General features: G+C 67.0%; 16 protein-coding genes. 10 read left to right on the forward strand and 6 right to left on the reverse strand.

Translation table 11 applies throughout. The features are described 5' to 3' along the window. Nucleotides 1–67: 67 nt before the first annotated feature. Complete coding sequence (locus F3087_RS21405; protein WP_150403799.1) at nt 68–1,618, forward strand: acyl-CoA synthetase; 1,551 nt, start codon at nt 68–70, stop codon at nt 1,616–1,618. A 48-nt stretch (nt 1,619–1,666) separates the two neighbouring features. Here the strand turns inward: F3087_RS21405 and F3087_RS21410 are convergent, their stop codons facing one another. Then, a complete protein-coding gene (locus F3087_RS21410; RefSeq protein WP_150403800.1) occupies nt 1,667–2,665 on the reverse strand; it encodes a sigma-70 family RNA polymerase sigma factor in 999 nt (332 codons plus the stop codon). Nucleotides 2,666–2,857: 192 nt separating this feature from the next. Between F3087_RS21410 and F3087_RS21415 the strand changes: the two genes are divergently transcribed. Further along, the gene (locus tag F3087_RS21415; RefSeq protein WP_150403801.1) at nt 2,858–3,274 is read left to right on the forward strand and encodes a VOC family protein; all 417 of its coding nucleotides are present in this window, start codon (nt 2,858–2,860) and stop codon (nt 3,272–3,274) included. 53 nt (nt 3,275–3,327) lie between these two features. Here the strand turns inward: F3087_RS21415 and F3087_RS21420 are convergent, their stop codons facing one another. Next, nucleotides 3,328–4,110 carry a crotonase/enoyl-CoA hydratase family protein gene (locus F3087_RS21420; protein WP_150403802.1) on the reverse strand — a complete coding sequence of 261 codons (783 nt, stop codon included), beginning with the start codon at nt 4,108–4,110 and terminating at the stop codon, nt 3,328–3,330. Between the two features lie 61 nt (nt 4,111–4,171). Between F3087_RS21420 and F3087_RS21425 the strand changes: the two genes are divergently transcribed. The 3 genes from F3087_RS21425 to F3087_RS21435 all read left to right on the forward strand — a co-directional run bounded on the left by F3087_RS21425 (nt 4,172) and on the right by F3087_RS21435 (nt 7,803). After that, entirely contained in the window at nt 4,172–5,824 is a 1,653-nt protein-coding gene (locus F3087_RS21425) for an acyl-CoA synthetase (protein ID WP_150403803.1), read from the forward strand. A gap of 28 nt (nt 5,825–5,852) precedes the next feature. Continuing rightward, nucleotides 5,853–6,683, forward strand: a complete 831-nt coding sequence (locus F3087_RS21430) for a thioesterase family protein (RefSeq protein WP_223885252.1) — start codon at nt 5,853–5,855, stop codon at nt 6,681–6,683. Nucleotides 6,684–6,840: 157 nt separating this feature from the next. After that, nucleotides 6,841–7,803 (forward strand): hypothetical protein, encoded by a 963-nt coding sequence (locus F3087_RS21435; protein WP_150403805.1) that lies wholly within the window; start codon nt 6,841–6,843, stop codon nt 7,801–7,803. Nucleotides 7,804–7,808: 5 nt separating this feature from the next. Here F3087_RS21435 and F3087_RS21440 read toward each other — a convergent pair whose 3' ends face one another. After that, on the reverse strand, nt 7,809–8,996 hold the full coding sequence (locus F3087_RS21440; protein WP_150403806.1) for an FAD-dependent oxidoreductase: 1,188 nt from the start codon (nt 8,994–8,996) through the stop codon (nt 7,809–7,811). A gap of 101 nt (nt 8,997–9,097) precedes the next feature. Here F3087_RS21440 and F3087_RS21445 point away from each other — a divergent pair, with 101 nt between their 5' ends. Continuing rightward, nucleotides 9,098–9,685, forward strand: coding sequence for a TetR/AcrR family transcriptional regulator (locus F3087_RS21445; RefSeq protein ID WP_150403807.1), 588 nt, complete (start codon nt 9,098–9,100; stop codon nt 9,683–9,685). 18 nt (nt 9,686–9,703) lie between these two features. On the opposite strand, the gene F3087_RS21450 is transcribed toward F3087_RS21445, so the two are convergent. The 3 genes from F3087_RS21450 to F3087_RS21460 form a co-directional block, all read right to left on the reverse strand. After that, nucleotides 9,704–10,336, reverse strand: coding sequence for a hypothetical protein (locus F3087_RS21450; RefSeq protein ID WP_150403808.1), 633 nt, complete (start codon nt 10,334–10,336; stop codon nt 9,704–9,706). A gap of 214 nt (nt 10,337–10,550) precedes the next feature. After that, nucleotides 10,551–11,654, reverse strand: coding sequence for an acyl-CoA dehydrogenase family protein (locus F3087_RS21455; protein ID WP_150403809.1), 1,104 nt, complete (start codon nt 11,652–11,654; stop codon nt 10,551–10,553). A 21-nt stretch (nt 11,655–11,675) separates the two neighbouring features. After that, on the reverse strand, nt 11,676–12,869 hold the full coding sequence (locus F3087_RS21460; RefSeq protein WP_150403810.1) for an acyl-CoA dehydrogenase family protein: 1,194 nt from the start codon (nt 12,867–12,869) through the stop codon (nt 11,676–11,678). A gap of 156 nt (nt 12,870–13,025) precedes the next feature. On the opposite strand from F3087_RS21460, the gene F3087_RS21465 reads away from it, so the two are divergent. The 4 genes from F3087_RS21465 (at nt 13,026) to F3087_RS21480 (ending at nt 16,201) form a co-directional block, all read left to right on the forward strand. Then, complete coding sequence (locus F3087_RS21465; protein ID WP_150403811.1) at nt 13,026–13,214, forward strand: ferredoxin; 189 nt, start codon at nt 13,026–13,028, stop codon at nt 13,212–13,214. A 122-nt stretch (nt 13,215–13,336) separates the two neighbouring features. Beyond that, entirely contained in the window at nt 13,337–14,239 is a 903-nt protein-coding gene (locus F3087_RS21470) for a 3-oxoacyl-ACP reductase (RefSeq protein WP_150403812.1), read from the forward strand. A gap of 341 nt (nt 14,240–14,580) precedes the next feature. Further along, nucleotides 14,581–15,345: an MlaE family ABC transporter permease gene (locus F3087_RS21475; protein ID WP_150403813.1), complete on the forward strand. Its 765-nt coding sequence runs from the start codon at nt 14,581–14,583 to the stop codon at nt 15,343–15,345. 4 nt (nt 15,346–15,349) lie between these two features. Beyond that, complete coding sequence (locus tag F3087_RS21480) at nt 15,350–16,201, forward strand: MlaE family ABC transporter permease (protein ID WP_150403814.1); 852 nt, start codon at nt 15,350–15,352, stop codon at nt 16,199–16,201. Nucleotides 16,202–16,207: the final 6 nt, after the last annotated feature.

Consider the following 16,207-nt stretch of genomic DNA (forward strand, 5'->3'; position numbering starts at 1 on the left):
ACGTTCTAGATTCAATACTGTGAATGCCTCACCCACCCCGTCGGCTACCCCTCCTCACCATCCCCCAGTGCAGGAGTCAGTAAAAATTCTCGGTCTCTGGAACATCGCCGAAGCCGAACCCGATCGGATCGCCATGGTCGATCCGGCGGGCCGGGAGGTGACATATCGCGAATTGGCCACGCTCGCCAACCGCTATGCCACCGGCCTGCGCGGGCTCGGCCTGGAAACCGGCGACGTGCTGGTCAGCATGGTGCACAACTGCGTCGAGGCGATCGCCGCCTACTTCGCGGCGTACCAGGCCGGGCTGTACATCGTCGCGGTGAACTGGCATCTCACCGGCCCGGAGGTCGCCTACATCCTGCAGGACAGCGAGGCGAAGGCGTTCCTGGTCAGCGATCGGTTCGCCGCCACCGGCAAGGCCGCCGCCGACGAGGCGAAATTGCCTGCGTCGGCGCGCTTTTCGGTGGGCGAGATCGAGGGTTTCAAGTCGGTGGCCTGGCTGGGCGCCGCGGACACCGGGCGGCCGTCCGATCGCAGCACCGGCGCGCCGATGCTCTACACGTCCGGAACCACGGGGCGGCCCAAGGGCGTTCGCCGCCCGCTGACCGGCGCCGACCCGGATGTCGTACCGCCGCACACCGGCGCGTTCTTCGGCCTGTTCGAGCTGGCGCCCTACGACGATCACGTGCATATCTGCGGGTCGCCGCTCTATCACACCGCGGTGCTGAACTTCGCGACCATCTCGATTCAGTTGGGGCACAAGCTCGTTCTGATGGATCGGTGGGAGGCCGAGGAGATGTTGCGGCTGATCGACAAGTATCGGGTGACGCACAGTCACATGGTGCCGACCCAGTTCCATCGACTGCTCGGGCTGCCCGAGGAGGTGCGCGCCAAGTACGACGTGTCCTCGCTGCGCAGCATGGTGCACGGCGCCGCGCCGTGTCCGCAGGAGACCAAGCGGAAGATGCTGGAGTGGTGGGGGCCGACGGTCACCGAGTACTACGCGGCCACCGAGGGTGGCGGCACGGTGATCAACGGGACCGAGTGGTTGCGTAAGCCTGGCTCGGTCGGCAAGGCGTGGCCGTGGTCGGTGATCAAGGTGCTCAGCGAGGAAGACGGCACCGAGGTGCCCGCCGGCGAACCCGGCCTGGTCTACATGCGGATGGGCGCTTCGAGTTTCGAGTACCACCACGACAAGGCCAAGACCGAGGATTCGCGGGTCGGTGACCTGTTCACCGTCGGCGACATCGGCCACCTCGACGAGGACGGCTACCTCTACCTGCACGACCGCCGCTCCGACCTGATCCTGTCCGGCGGGGTGAACATCTACCCGGCCGAGATCGAGAACGTGCTGATCACCCACCCGAAGGTCGGCGATGTCGCGGTCTTCGGTATCCCGCACCCGGATTGGGGCGCCGAGGTCAAGGCCGTGGTGCAGCCCGCGGAAGGCATCGAGGGCAGCGACGAACTCACCGCCGAGCTACTGGCCTTCGCCGCAACGCAATTGGCGAAGTACAAGATGCCGAAGTCGGTCGACTATCTGGCCGAGCTGCCCCGGGATCCGAACGGGAAGCTGTACAAGCGCAAGCTGCGCGAGCGGTACGTCCCCGCGTCGTAAGACCGTCGAAGGCGACCTCCGGACCGTGGAGGTCGCCTTCGCTGTGCGTCAGACCGGTTCGCGCAGCTCCGGGGGTAGGCCGAAGAGCGGGAACAGCTTCGCCGTGTCCAGGAAGAAGCACATGTTCGATACGGCGTCGCCGTCCAGCTCGAGCACGATGACCGACCACGGGATCCACACGCCGGGCTCGTCGCCGGGCTTGTACTGGCCGAAGGCCGGTTCGCCGTTGGCGCCTTCGAGCCGGATCATGCGGGAATTGCGGCACGCGCTGCCGTGGCCGAGCATGAACGCGGTGACATCGGCCGGGCCGGAGACCCAGAACTCGAGCGGCGGCATGGACAGCGACACGTCGGTCTTCAGCAGCGTGGTGAGGGCGTCCATGTCGTAGGCCTCGAACGCCTTGACGAAGTTGTCGATCAGCTTGCGCTGGTCCTCGTTCGACTCGTCGTAGGTGTCCGTGGCGGCCGGCTGCACCTTCGACATGGTGGCCCTGGCCCGTTGCAACGCGCTGTTGACCGACGCGGGGGACATGGTGAGCGCCTCGGCGGTCTCGTTGGCGGAGAACCGCAGCACCTCGCGCATGATCAGGATCGCGCGCTGGGTGGCGGGCAGGTGCTGACAGGCGGCGACGAAGGCCAGGCGCAACGTGTCCTTGGCCGAGGCGTGGTCGGCCGGGTCGGCGCCGAAGGCCAGCGCGTTCGGGATCGGCTCGATCCAGACGTAGTCCGGCTGGGGCGCGGGTAGTGGCGAATCCGGTCGCGACGGCCCGGACAGGTCCATCGGCCTGGCCCGGCGCTGCGGCCCGTCGAGCATGTCGAGGCAGACGTTGGTGGTGATCCGGTACAGCCAGGAGCGCAGGCTCGCGCGGCCCTCGAACGAGTCGTAGGACTTCCACGCGCGGGTGAAGGTCTCCTGGACGGCATCCTCGGCCTCGAAGGACGAGCCGAGCATGCGGTAAGCGTAAGCGCACAATTCCCGGCGGTGCTTCTCGAAGGATTCGAGCACGTCGGGAGCGAGGCCGGCGGTCTGGCCGGACAAGTCGTTCATGGGTGTCACCCTGCCACAGCCCACCGACACATTCGAGACCCAAAAGTCCGCTACCAGCACCATCAAGATCATCGAGCGGGCCGCCGCAGTGGGTGCGATCACATCGGGCAGGCGAGCGATTAGTTCGGCCGCCGGGATTCGTCTCTATTGATGCGCAACTAAACAGGCGGACTACGAAGAGGTGCCCGAGACATGACCAGCCGGATGATTTTTCTCAACCTACCCGTCGCCGAGCTGAATCGGTCGAAAGATTTCTACGAGGCGCTCGGCTGGAAGGTCAACCAGGAGTTCACCGACGATAACGCGGCCTGCATCGTCATCGACGACAACATCTGCGTCATGCTGCTGACCACGCAGTTCTTCACCACGTTCTGTCAGCGCAAGGTCGCCGACACCGGCGAGAAGGTCGGCGCCACTTACGGTTTGGCATTGACCAGCGCCGCGGAGGTGGACGCGCTGGCGACCGCCGCGCTCGCCGCGGGCGGCACCGAGGAGATCAACGCGGACAAGCGGGCGCAGGAGGAGCAGGTCGGCATGTACAGCCGCAGCTTCCTCGATCCGGACGGCCATCAGTGGGAGCCGTTCTGGATGGATTACACGAGTTGCTGAGCCCCGGCGAGGGGTCGCCCCCGGCACCGGAAAGGTGCCGGGGGCGTCGTTTCTCAGCTGCCGGTGAAGGTCGGCTTCCGCTTCTCCGCGAAGGCTTTCGGACCCTCTTTGGCGTCCGTCGAACGGAACACGGCGGTGCCGAGCTTCGCGTCGATCTGGAACGCCTCTTCCTCGTGCATGCCCTCGGTATCCCGGATGGTGCGCAGGATGGCCTGCACCGCCAGCGGGCCGTTCGCGGCGATCAGCGCGGCCAGTTCGAGCGCCTTGTCCAGCGCGCCGCCGTCCGGCACCACGTGCCCGATCAGCCCGATCTCCTTGGCCTCGGCGGCGGTGACGTGCCGGCCGGTCAGCAGGATGTCGGCGGCCACGGTGTACGGAATCTGGCGGACCAGCCGCACCGCGGACCCGCCGAGCGGGAACAGGCCCCAGCGCGCCTCGGACACACCGAATTTCGCGCTCTCCCCGGCCACCCGGATATCGGTGCCCTGCAGGATCTCGGTGCCGCCCGCGATGGCCGCGCCCTCGACCGCCGCGATCAGCGGCTTGGTCAGCCTGCGGCCCTTGAGCAGCGCCTCGATCTTGGACAGGTCCCAGCCGCCGCCGGCGAACGAATCGCCGGGGTGCTGGGTGGTCATCGCCTTGAGGTCCGCGCCCGCGCAGAACGCGCCGCCGGCGCCGGTCAGGATCGCCACCCGGATGTCCGGATCGCTGTCCACCTGGTCCCAGGCGTCGCGCATGATCGCCATCATCTCCGCCGAAAGCGCGTTGCGCGCCTCGGGGCGATTCATCGTCACGATGAGGACATGGTCGCGTTTCTCGACGAGGCAGTGGGGCATTGACGAATCTCCTGACGTTCGCACCTTGCCAGGAACAGTAACACGTTCTATTTTTAGCCTTGTGAGCTACAACATAGCGGACCTTGTCGAACATTCCATCGACCTGATGCCCGACCGCGTCGCGCTCGCTGACGACGGCCGCGAGGTGACCTACGCACAGCTGGAGGAGCGCGCCAACAAGTTGGCTCACTACCTGCTCGAACACGGTGTCGAGCCGGGCGACAAGGTAGGCATCTACTCGCGCAACACGATCGAGGCCGTCGAGGCGATGGTCGCGGTGTTCAAGGCGCGCGCGGTGATGATCAACGTGAACTTCCGATACGTCGAGAACGAGTTGCAATACATCTTCGACAATTCGGACATGGTCGCGCTGATCCACGAGCGCCGCTACAGCGATCGAGTGGCCGGGGTCCGGCCGAATACCCCGTTGCTGAAGACGGTTCTCGTCGTCGACGACGATACGACCGGGACGATCCCGACCGCAGCGGATTCGGTCGAATACGAGGCGGCCCTCGCGCAGTCCTCGGGCGAGCGGGACTTCGGTGAACGTTCCCCCGACGACATCTTCATGCTCTACACCGGTGGCACCACCGGCCTGCCGAAGGGTGTGATGTGGCGGCACGAGGACTGGTGGCGGGTGCTCGGCGGCGGCATCAACTTCATCACCGGTGAGCCGATCGAGGACGAGTGGCAGCAGTCCAAGGTGGGCGCGGCCAACAACCCGAGCATGGTCCGGTTCCCGATTCCGCCGATGATCCACGGCGGCTCGCAGACGGCGACCTTCCACAGCTTGTTCGACGGCGGCAAGGCCGTGATGCTGCCCGAGTTCAGCGGGCACGGGGTGTGGCAGGCGATCGACCGGCACAAGATCAACCTGATCTTCATCACCGGCGACGCGATGGCGCGGCCGATGCTGGACGCGTTGGTCGAGGGCAACCCGGAAACCGGTCAGCCCTATGACCTTTCGAGCCTGTACGTGATGGCGAGCAGCGCGGCGCTGTTCTCGCCCGCGATCAAGGACCAGTTCCTGGAGTTGCTGCCGAACCGGATGATCTCCGATTCCATCGGCTCCTCGGAGACCGGTTTCGGCGGGCTGTCGATCGTGGCCAAGGGGGTCAACCACACCGGTGGGCCGCGGGTGAAGATCGACGGGTCCACCGAGGTGCTCGACGAAGACGGGAACCCGGTGCAGCCCGGTTCGGGTGTGGTCGGAATTCTGGCGCGGCGCGGGCACATTCCGCTCGGCTACTACAAGGACGAGGCGAAGACCGCCGCAACGTTCAAGGAGTACAACGGAATTCGCTACGCCATCCCCGGCGACTACGCCAGGGTCGAGGAAGACGGCACGGTCACCATGCTCGGCCGCGGCTCGGTCAGCATCAACAGCGGCGGCGAGAAGATCTACCCCGAAGAGGTCGAAGGCGCGCTGAAGACGCACCCGGAGATCTTCGACGCGCTCGTGGTCGGGGTCGACGACGAACGCTGGGGTCAGCGCGTCGTCGCGGTCGTGCAATGTCGCGGCGAGAACCGCCCGACCATCGATGATCTGCGTCCCTTCCTCACCAAGGAGATCGCCCCCTACAAGCTGCCCCGCAGCCTCTGGTTCGTCGATGAGATCAAGCGCTCGCCTGCGGGTAAGCCGGACTATCGTTGGGCCAAGTCGCAGACCGAGGAACGTGCCGCCGACGAGCACGCCGAGGCGAGCCGCAAGTAGGTCGATCGGATACAGGGGGAAATCGAGAGTGGTTGTCCGCTACGGGTTCTTCGAGGCGACCGCGCACGGCTTCGAGCCGTTGCCGTTCGCCGCGAGTGCCTGGTCGCCCACGATGATCAACGGGCCCGCGGTCTGCGGACTGATGGCCAGAGCGCTGGAACAGCAACACTGTTCGGCGGGGTTCCTCCCCGCCCGGTTGACCGTCGACCTGTTCCGGCCCACTCTGGCCAAACCGGTGACCGTGGTGACGGAGCTGGTCCGGGACGGACGACGGATCCGTGTCGCCGATGCCGCGCTGATGCAGGACGGCGTCGACGTCGCCCGCGCGACCGTCGTCTTCCTCAAGCGCTCGGTCCAGCCGCCGGGGCAGTTGTGGACGCGCACGGAAGTTCCACAGCCGCCGTCCGTGCCGGTCGCCTCCGAACCCACGCGTCCGCTCTGGGGCAGTGACGCGCACGCCGACGGCTGGTCCACCGATATCGGCGAACACCAGAACGACAGCCGAAAGCGCATGTGGCAGGTGCCGATGCGGGTGCTCGAGGGCGAACCGCCCTCACCTTTCGTCGGTGCCGTGGTCATCGGTGAGACCACCAGCCTGATGACCAACTGGGGCAGCGCCGGCGTCGGCTTCATCAACACCGACATGACCCTCGCCCTGGCCCGCACCCCGGTCGGCTCCGAGATCGGCGTAGAAGCCGACAGCCACCTCAGCGCCGACGGCGTCGCCGTAGGCAGCGCCACCCTCTTCGACCGAACCGGCCCCTTCGGCACCTGCGTCGTCACCGCGTTGTCGAATGCGGAACGGCAGGTCGACTTCACCAACGGCGACCTCACCGCCGCGAAGGCCGGTATCCGCTAACGCCTTTCGCGCGTGTGGCAGTTCCGAGAACGTTCGATTCCCGGCCGTGCTGTAATGGGCTGGCTCGTGTTGTCAACTGCTGTGTGATCTATCGATCCCTGTCGGACGGGCGGGGGAGCCCGATATCCGGCGTGCCGAATGACTGGATGTGGTTGGCATGGGTTGGTCCGCACCGGCGGCTCAGATCTTCCTCGGAGTCGTCGCCAATGTCGCGTCGCTGATCGTGATCACCGTGGTGGCGCTGGGTCTCATCCACGCGGTCGGTACTCGGCGCAAGCGCCGATTGCGCGCGTTCTTCGGTAGCCGCCGGGATGGTTCGGCGCGTATCGAGGTCGTTGTCTCGAATATCCAAGTGCGCCCGGGCGGAACGGTAGGGCTGCATACCGGAAGCTATTACGGCACCACGATCACCGAAGGTGAATACCGGGCGGCCACCAGGCTTCGCACGGTATTCCAGCCACGCACCTCGATCACCAGCAAGTTGTTCACCGCCCTGGCCGGCCAGCTCGGCCTGCAAGGGCCGGATGTGGTGTTGCGCAGCGACATCAGCGTCAGCCCGCCGTACACCAAGGTCAACCATCCGGACGCCGACCTCGAGCTGCACACCGACGCCGCCATTCGCGAGATCGCCCAGGTCGCGCTCGCCCAGCCGTGCACGTACGTACTGATCGGTGGCCCGGTCTACAACCCCCTCACCGCATACGTGGTGCAGCGGCAAGCAGGCATTCGCGGAACCATCCAGATGGTGCCGCGGCGCGCCTCGGACGGCACGCCCACCTGGTGCGCGGTGGTCTGCGGCGAAGAAGACCGGCCGTTCGAACGTCGCGAAGACCAGGCCGCCGACGGCACCCCCTTCTACACCGAGCTCTTCTACATTCAGAAGATCAAGAACTTCGGCAACTGCCCGGCCGTATTCCTGTGTGTCGGCAGCACGATCGCCGCAACCTCCGCGGCGGTCGAAATGCTGACCTCCTGGCCGCGGCTCTTCGGCAAGTTCGGCCTGGACGACTTCTCCGTCCTCTTCCAACTGGAAACCAGCGACCGGGCCGCTTTCGCCGACCCGGACCACCGCCCCGCCCGCTTCAACGTCCGCCAACTCTGGCCGCCCGACGTGATGTAGCCGAGTCAGCGGTTGGCGAGTTCGGCCAAGCGGTGGGCGAGGGTGGTGCGGATGGCGGGGATTCGGGTGAGGGTGGAGAGGGCTAGGTTGCGGAGGGTGCGGGCGGGGCGGGGGCGGAGGGTGGCCATGCGGGTCATGCGGTCGGTGAAGGTGACTACGGCGAGGGCTATCGGGCGCCTGGTGGTTTCGTAGGTGTCGAGGAGGGTTGTGGGGTCGCCGTGGAGGACTCGGGCGAGGAGGGGGCCCAGGGTGGCGGCGTCTTGGATGCCGGTGTTCATGCCTTGGCCGCCGGCGGGGCTGTGTACGTGGGCGGCGTCGCCGGCCAGGAGGATTCGGCCGGCGCGGTAGTGGTCGGCGACGCGGTGGTGGACGCGGAAGCGTGAGCTCCACAGCACCTCACGGACTTTGACGTCGCCGCCGGGGCCGCGGGTGTCGAGGATGGTCTGGATGTCGTCGCGGGTGGGGTGTTCGGGGGCTTCGTCGAGGGTGGCGACTACGCGGTAGCGGTTCGGTTCGGACTCGTCGGGCAGGGGTGCGACCACGGTGACGCCCTCTGGCGAAAGGTGCAGTGCCACTTCGTCGCGGGCGATCGGCCAGTCCATGCGGACGTCGGCGAGGACGAAGGAGGTGGGGTAGGTGTCGCCGGTGAATCCGATGCCCGCTTGCTCGCGGACGACGCTGTGCATGCCGTCGGCACCGATGACGTAGTCGGCGCGGACCGTGCCGGTGGCGCCGACGCTGTCGGTGTATTCGACTGTGACGCCGTTGTTTTCGTCGGCAACGCGGGTCACCTGGTACGGCCGGTGGACGTCGCCGCCTGCCTTGCGCAGCCGGGCGAGCAGTACCGCCTCGGTGGTGTCCTGCGGTGCCATGAGGGTGTACGGGTACCGGGTCGGGAGGCCGTCGAATCGGATGGTCGCCAGGGTGCGGGCACCGTCGTGCACCGTGAATCGCGGCACCACAAGGCCTTTGGCGATCAGCTCCTCGGCGATGCCGAGCTCGTGTAGCACCTCGAGGGTCCTGGCGTGCACGACGGCGGCGCGAGAAGTGTTGGCGCCCTCGGTGAGCCGGTCGAGCAGGACGAAGTCGACGCCGGCATCGGCCAGGGTGATCGCCGCGGTCAGTCCGGCGGGGCCCGCGCCGACGATCACGACGGAAGTGCTGTCGGGGAGCGGGTTCTGGGTGGTGTTCATCGGAACTCCTGAGGTCAACAACTGTAGGCCAACGCCTGTTGGCATAACCGTAGCGCGGTTCACGTTGCGAAGTCAACAGTTGTTGGCCTACATTCGTTGGCATGACGATCGAGCCTGATCAGCAGCCCGCGCGTCGCTCGGATGCGACCCGTGCGGCGATCCTGGACGCCGCCCGTGCCCGATTTGCCGCCGAGGGATACGGCAAGGCGACCATCCGCGCGATCGCCGGAGACGCGGCGATCGACCCGTCCATGGTCATGCGCTATTTCGGCAGCAAGGACGGCCTGTTCGCCGCCGCGGTCGACATCGATCTCGCCCTGCCCGATCTGGCCGCCGCCGACGAGGGCGAGGTCGGCGAACTGCTGATCCGCCGCTTCCTCGCCCTCTGGGAAGAGCCGCCGGGCAACGCCGTTCTGCTGACCTTGCTGCGCTCGTCCATCACCGACGAAGCCGTCACCGAACGCTTCCGCAACGTCTTCGCCCAGCAGGTCCTCCCCGCCGTCCTCCGCTTCGGCGACCCCGCCGACGCCCCCCGCCGCAGCGGCCTGGTCGTCGCCCAGCTCCTCGGCATCGCCCTCTGCCGCTACATCCTGCGCATCCCCCCGGTCGTCGCGTTCACCCGCGACGAACTCATCGCCGACATCGCGCCGACCCTCCAGCGCTATCTGACTTCGACTGCGCCGCAATGACTTCGGCCTGGTCGGCGGCTAGCCGGTCGTGACCCACTCCACCTCGGCCGAGGTCGTGCCGAATGCCGCGGCGCTGGCGGCGAGGGCCTTGTTCTCCGCTGTCGCGGCGATATTGGCGAGCGCGATATCGATCGGCGCCGCCGCTGCCTGGTCGGCGGCGTGTTTCGCTGCCGCCGCGGTCAGTTGGACGTTCTTCGGCGGGTTCGGCAGCTTCTCGATGCTGGTGAGGGCGGCGGTCGCGGCCTTGGCCGCCGCTACCGTGGCCTTCTGTGCGGCAGGCAGCGACGGCCGGAACTGGATGTCTTCGGCCGCAACCGGTTTGACCTCCTGGGTCTGGGTGGTGTCGCTCGGCGAGGTCCCCGGCTCGTCGGTGTGGACAGACGCGATCGCCTCGAGTGCGGAGGCGCCGCGCGCCTCGGCGCTGGCGGCGCGGGCGCCTGCTTGCTCGATCAGTGCGGTGAGGTCGGCCACCGGTAGCGCGGTCTCGGCACCCTGCCCGCTCGTGACGTCGGGACGCGCGTCGGTTGCCGGCGCGGCACCCGCCACGGCGAGCATCCCGAGCACGGCGACCGCGAGGCGGGCGAAGGCGGAACGTACGGCTGGAATATCGTCCTCCGGACTATGCGGTGCGCGGTGCGCACGCGGTGTCACGCGGGCGGTTGCCCGGGCATGCACGATATTCGGTACCAGCGAGGGGCCGGATGGTTCCGTTCTCGATCGGGGGCCGACCCTTCGTTCGCCGGACCGCAGCTGTGCGTTGCCGCAAAGAGCTTTGCTCGCAACGTAACTCGTGAGACGCGCTCTTCATGTCGGCATAGCAAAAACGCCCCGCCGGTACCGGCGAGGCGTTCTTGTTCGGGACAGATCAGGACGCCCCGGCCGCCAACAGCGCACCGAGCGCGCGAAGGTGATCGGTCCCGCCGCCGAGCGCGAACTCGTTGTGCTTGGCCGCGGTGAAGTAGTTGTGCACGATGTGATCCCGGTCGATGCCGACACCGCCGTGCACGTGAATGACGGTGTGCGCCACCCGATGCCCCGCGTCGGCGGCCCAGAACTTGGCCGTGTGCACCGCTTCCCCGCTGGGCAGATCTTCGGAGATCTGCCAGGCCGCCTGGGTAACCGCCAGTCGCAGGCCCTGAACATCGATGTAGGCATCGGACAGCCGCTGCGCCACGGCCTGGAAGCTGCCGACCGCTTTACCGAATTGCTCACGCTCACGGGCATATTCGGCGACCAGTTCGAGGGCACGCTCCAAGGTCCCGAGCTGGAGCGCGCTGAGCCCGAGCCAGGCGCGGGTGAGCAGCCAGTCGAGAATCTCGGCGCCGCCCTCGACGGTGCCGACCAATTCGGCAGGCGCATCGGTGAGTTCGATCGCGTACTCCGGCGTGTGGTCGACCACTTCCTGCGCGGTCACCGTCACCGCCGCTGGATCGACGAGGAACACCGCCGCCGCACCGGATACCGTGGCCGGAACCAGGATTCGGTCGGCCCGGCCGGCGAACGGCACGGTGATCTTGGCGCCGGTGAGCCGCCAGCCGCCGTCCGCCTCGACGGCAGTGGTGGCGGGCTTGGTGGGCTCCCAGTTGCGCTCTTCGCTGAGCGCGGCGGTCAGGATCACCTGACCCGCACCCGCCTGCGTCGCCCGATCCTGTTGCGCCGCATCGCCGAACCGGGCCAGCGCACCGGCCCCGACCACGATCGACCACAGGTACGGCACCGCGGCCAGATGCTTGCCGAGCTCCCGCAGCACGGCGGTCTGCTCGAGCACGCCGAAGTCGTTGCCGCCGACGGCCTCCGGCAGCGCCGCCGCGAGCACGCCGGTCTCGGCCAGCGATCCCCACAGCGCCTCGTCGAATCGTTCGGTCGCGGTGTCGAGTTCGCGCAGCCGGTCGGCGGTGACGAGCTTGCCGCACACCTCGCCGGTCAGCCGGCCCAGATCGAGTTGCGCCTCGGTGGGCATGAAATCCATGTCTGCTACCTGCTTTCCGAGTCAGCGCGCCGCGGCGGGCTGCTTGAGGGCGGTCATGGCGATGATGTCGCGCTGCACCTCGTTGGTGCCGCCGCCGAACGTGAGGATCAGCGCGGCCCGGTGCATCCGTTCGAGCCGGCCGCGCAGTGCTTCGCCATGTGAGTCCTGGCGCAGATACGCCTGCGGGCCGAGGACTTCCATGAGCAGCCGGTAGGCCTCGGTGGCCAGCTCGGTGCCGTACACCTTGCAGGTGGAGGCGTCCCACGGCCGCGGCGCGGCGTCACCGCCCGCGTCGGCCCGGCTGGCGATCTCCCAGTTGAGCAGCTTCAGGTACTCGACCTTGGCGTACACCCGGGCCAGGTTGAGCTGCACCCATTCCTGATCGATCACCCGGGAGCCGTTGCTCGCCTTGGTGTTACGCGCCCATTCGACGGTCTGGCTCACCGCGAGGCCGAGCGGCCCGGCCGAGGTCAGCGCGACGCGCTCGTGATTGAGCTGGTTGGTGATCAGCGACCAGCCGCCGTTCTCCTGCCCGACCAGTGCGCTCGCGGGCACCCGGACGTCCTGGTAGTAAGTGGCGCTGGTGTCCGGTCCGGCCATGGTGTGCACGGGCGTCCAGGAGAAGCCCTCGGCCGTGGTCGGCACGATGAGCATGCTGATGCCCTTGTGCTTCTTGACGTTCGGGTCGGTGCGCACCGCGAGCCAGATGTAGTCGGCGTACGCGATCAGGCTGGTCCACATCTTCTGACCGTTGATCACGTAGTCGTCGCCGTCGCGCACCGCGCTGGTGCGCAGGCTGGCCAGGTCGGTGCCCGCGCCGGGCTCGGAGTAGCCGATGGCGAAGTGCAGCTCGCCCGCGGCGATCTTGGGCAGGAAGAAGCGCTTCTGCTCCTCGCTGCCGTAGTGCATGATCGTCGGCGCGACCGAGTTGATGGTCAGGAACGGCACCGGCGCGCCGGCGATCGCGGCCTCGTCGGTGAAGATCAGCTGATCCATGGTCGGCCGGTCCTGCCCGCCGAACTCCTTCGGCCAGGCCAGGGTCAGCCAGCCGTCGCGGCCCATCTCCTGCACGACCTCGCGGTAGACGTTGCCCTGGCCGTACTCGCCGGTCTGCGCGCTGAGCGCAGCCCGGCGCTCGGGAGTGATGAGTCGCGCGAAGTAGTCGCGCAGCTCCGCGCGTAGCTCCTCCTGCTGCGGCGTGTACGCAATGCGCATGGCAAATACCTCAGGCCTTCGTCGATGTGGGTTCACCCGATCATTGCATATGGACTGAAACATGTTCCAGTATTGAGGGTGAATCGGGTCGATGCCGCCACCTGCGGGGGCACCGGCTTGTTAGGCTTCGGCAAGGATCGCGGTAAAGGAGTTCCCATGAAGGTCAGCGTCGATCTGGACCAGTGCGAGGCGAACGGAATCTGTGTCGGAATCGCCCCCGACGTGTTCGAACTCGATGACGACGACCAGCTGCACATCCTCGCGGCGGACGTCCCCGCGGACCGGCTGGCCGACGTCGAGGACGCGGTGGCGCAGTGCCCGAAAGCCGCGCTGCGGCTCCAGTGAAGCCGACCCTTGCCATGGAATGGAACACGTTCTAGGGTCGGGCTCGTGAGTGAGCGCAGCGAACGAGCCATGGACACAGCGTCCGCAGGAACGGCGGAGCCGAGCGTCAGCGAGGCGCAGCCGTGAGTGATGAGTTGAGTCTTGCGGGCCGGGTGGCGATTGTTACGGGGTCCGGCGCGGGGCTGGGGCGGGCAGAGGCGCTCGCACTGGCGGCGGCCGGCGCTTCGGTGGTGGTCAACGACCTGTCGGAATCCGACGCGGTGTCCGACACCCTGTCGGAGATCCGCGCGCTCGGCGCGAAGGCCGAATTCGTCGCGGGCAGCATCGCCGAGCGGGCGACCGCGGACGCGTTGATCCGGACCGCCGACGAGGCCTTCGGCGGCGTCGACATCGTGGTGAACAACGCGGGCATCACCAGGGACCGGATGCTGTTCAACATGACCGACGAGGACTTCGACGCGGTGGTCGCGGTCCATCTGCGTGGTCATTTCCTGTTGTCCCGCAACGCCGCAACGTACTGGCGCGGCAAGTCCAAGGCGGCCGGCGCACCGGTCTACGGCAGGCTGATCAACACCTCCTCCGAGGCCGGTCTGCTGGGCCCGGAGGGCCAGGCCAACTACGGCGCGGCCAAGGCGGGCATCACCGCGCTGACCCTGTCGGCCGCGCGGGCGCTGTCCCGATATGGCGTGCGCGCCAACGCGATCGCGCCGCGCGCGCGGACCGCGATGACCGAGGCCGTGTTCAGCGCCGCGCCCGAGGGTGAGGTGGACCCGCTCTCGCCCGATCATGTGGCCAGGCTGGTCGCGTATCTCGCCTCGCCGGCCGCCGACGCGGTGAACGGTCAACTCTTCGTGGTCTACGGCGGCATGGTGGCGCTCATGGCAGCTCCCGTCGTCGAGCAACGCTTCGATGCCACCGGTGGGCAATGGTCCGCCGACGACCTCGCTGCCACCCTCGGCGGCTATTTCGCCGAACGCCCTGCCGGGCAAACCTTCTCGGCCTCGGCGCTGCTCGATCTCGGCTGAGCTCGTTCGGTGGAACTCCTCGGGCGAAGCACGCCGATCGAGGACTGACTTCTGCAAGACCCGCTGACAATGAACTGCTGATCGGCCGTCCAACTGTTGATCAAGGGTCGGGCAGTTGGTAGACATTGGAGTGTGAGATGTGTGCCGCCGCACAAAGGTGGGATCAATCTCCTGACACTCGTTCCACATTCATATGCCGATGCAAAGAAAAAGTGCAGTTCAAAAGTGGCAAACATCTTCCGGCGACGCAGTGAACGTGTTCTAATCGTTGAGGCGGTGCGGCCTCGGTGAAGAATCGTGCCGTGAGCAGTTCGCGCAGATTTCAGCAAGGAGGTTCAAAGATGAACGAGGTCCTTGCTGTGCCATTGCGCGCAGTGGGTGGGTTCTTCGAACTGACGGCCGAAGTCGCGCGTTCCAGTGTGCGCAGACCATTTCAAGGTCGCGAGTTCATCGACCAGTCCTGGTTCATCGCACGCGTTTCCATCGTGCCGACACTGTTGGTCGCGATTCCATTCACCGTTTTGGTGAGCTTCACGCTGAACATCTTGTTGCGCGAGATCGGCGCCGCCGATCTCAGCGGGGCGGGCGCGGCTTTCGGCGCGGTCACCCAGGTCGGCCCGATCGTCACCGTGCTGATCGTCGCGGGGGCCGGCGCCACCGCGATATGCGCTGACCTGGGCGCACGCACGATTCGCGAGGAAATAGACGCGATGCGGGTGCTCGGCATCAATCCGGTGCAACGCCTGGTGGTGCCGCGGGTGCTCGCGTCGATGTTCGTCGCGCTGATGCTCAACAGCCTGGTCTGCACGATCGGTATCGTCGGCGGATTTTTGTTCTCCGTCTTTCTGCAGGACGTGAACCCGGGCGCGTTCGTCAACGGCATCACGCTGCTGACGCATTTGCCCGAATTGGTCATCTCGGAGGTGAAGGCCGGATTGTTCGGGCTGATCGCCGGGCTGGTGGCCTGTTATCTGGGCCTGAATGTCAAAGGTGGTCCGAAGAGTGTCGGTGATGCGGTGAATCAGACCGTTGTCTTCGCCTTTATGGCCTTGTTCGTGGTCAACGTGGTGGTCACCGCGGTCGGTATCAAGTTCACGGCGCGGTGACCGCATGGCCTTCGTGATCGAATCCCGCTTCCCGCGTACCGTGCGACGAGTGCGTCGGATGTCGGACTCGCTCGATTCTGTTGGTAAACACGCTGTGTTCTATGCACAGGCCCTGGGGGCCATTCCGCGTGCCCTGACCCACTATCGCACCGAAACCATTCGGCTCATCGCCGAAATCAGCATGGGCAGCGGCGCTTTGGCGGTGATCGGCGGCACTGTCGTGATCGTCGGCTTCCTGACGCTGTTCGCTGGCGGCACCATTGCCGTGCAGGGCTACAGCTCGCTCGGCAATATCGGCGTCGAGGCGCTCACCGGCTTCTTCGCCGCCTTCATCAATGTCCGCATCGCCGCGCCGGTGATCTCCGGCATCGGCCTGGCCGCCACCATCGGGGCCGGGTCGACGGCGCAGCTGGGCGCCATGCGGGTGGCCGAGGAGATCGACGCGCTGGAATCGATGGCGATCCGGCCGGTGCCGTATCTGGTCGGCACCCGGGTGCTCGCCGGGATGATCGCGATCGTGCCGCTGTACGCCCTCGCGGTGATCGCGTCGTTCCTGGCCAGCCGGTTCGCCACGGTGGTGATCTACGGGCAGTCGGCGGGCGTGTACGACCACTACTTCTCCACCTTCCTGATCCCGAGCGACATCCTCTGGTCGTTCGCCCAGGCGATCTTCATGGCCCTGGCGGTCATGCTGATCCACACCTATTACGGCTTCCATGCCGCGGGCGGACCGGTCGGGGTCGGCGTCGCGGTCGGCAACGCGGTGCGCGCCTCCCTGGTCGCGGTGGTCACGGTGACCCTGCTGATCTCGCTGGCCATCTACGGCACCTCCGGCAACTTTCACCTCTCCGGGTAACGCGAT

Origin of the sequence: Nocardia colli (assembly GCF_008704205.1) — a bacterium.
In the GTDB taxonomy this organism is placed as follows: Bacteria; Actinomycetota; Actinomycetes; order Mycobacteriales; family Mycobacteriaceae; genus Nocardia; species Nocardia colli.

Bases quoted from the DNA above. Each gene is read 5' to 3' on its own strand.
- F3087_RS21410 (WP_150403800.1), bottom strand. From the start codon at position 2,665: ATGAACGACTTGTCCGGCCAGACCGCCGGCCTCGCTCCCGACGTGCTC.
- F3087_RS21415 (WP_150403801.1), top strand. From the start codon at position 2,858: ATGACCAGCCGGATGATTTTTCTCAACCTACCCGTCGCCGAGCTGAAT.
- F3087_RS21420 (WP_150403802.1), bottom strand. From the start codon at position 4,110: ATGCCCCACTGCCTCGTCGAGAAACGCGACCATGTCCTCATCGTGACG.
- F3087_RS21435 (WP_150403805.1), top strand. From the start codon at position 6,841: ATGGGTTGGTCCGCACCGGCGGCTCAGATCTTCCTCGGAGTCGTCGCC.
- F3087_RS21440 (WP_150403806.1), bottom strand. From the start codon at position 8,996: ATGAACACCACCCAGAACCCGCTCCCCGACAGCACTTCCGTCGTGATC.
- F3087_RS21445 (WP_150403807.1), top strand. From the start codon at position 9,098: ATGACGATCGAGCCTGATCAGCAGCCCGCGCGTCGCTCGGATGCGACC.
- F3087_RS21455 (WP_150403809.1), bottom strand. From the start codon at position 11,654: ATGGATTTCATGCCCACCGAGGCGCAACTCGATCTGGGCCGGCTGACC.
- F3087_RS21460 (WP_150403810.1), bottom strand. From the start codon at position 12,869: ATGCGCATTGCGTACACGCCGCAGCAGGAGGAGCTACGCGCGGAGCTG.
- F3087_RS21465 (WP_150403811.1), top strand. From the start codon at position 13,026: ATGAAGGTCAGCGTCGATCTGGACCAGTGCGAGGCGAACGGAATCTGT.
- F3087_RS21475 (WP_150403813.1), top strand. From the start codon at position 14,581: ATGAACGAGGTCCTTGCTGTGCCATTGCGCGCAGTGGGTGGGTTCTTC.
- F3087_RS21480 (WP_150403814.1), top strand. From the start codon at position 15,350: ATGGCCTTCGTGATCGAATCCCGCTTCCCGCGTACCGTGCGACGAGTG.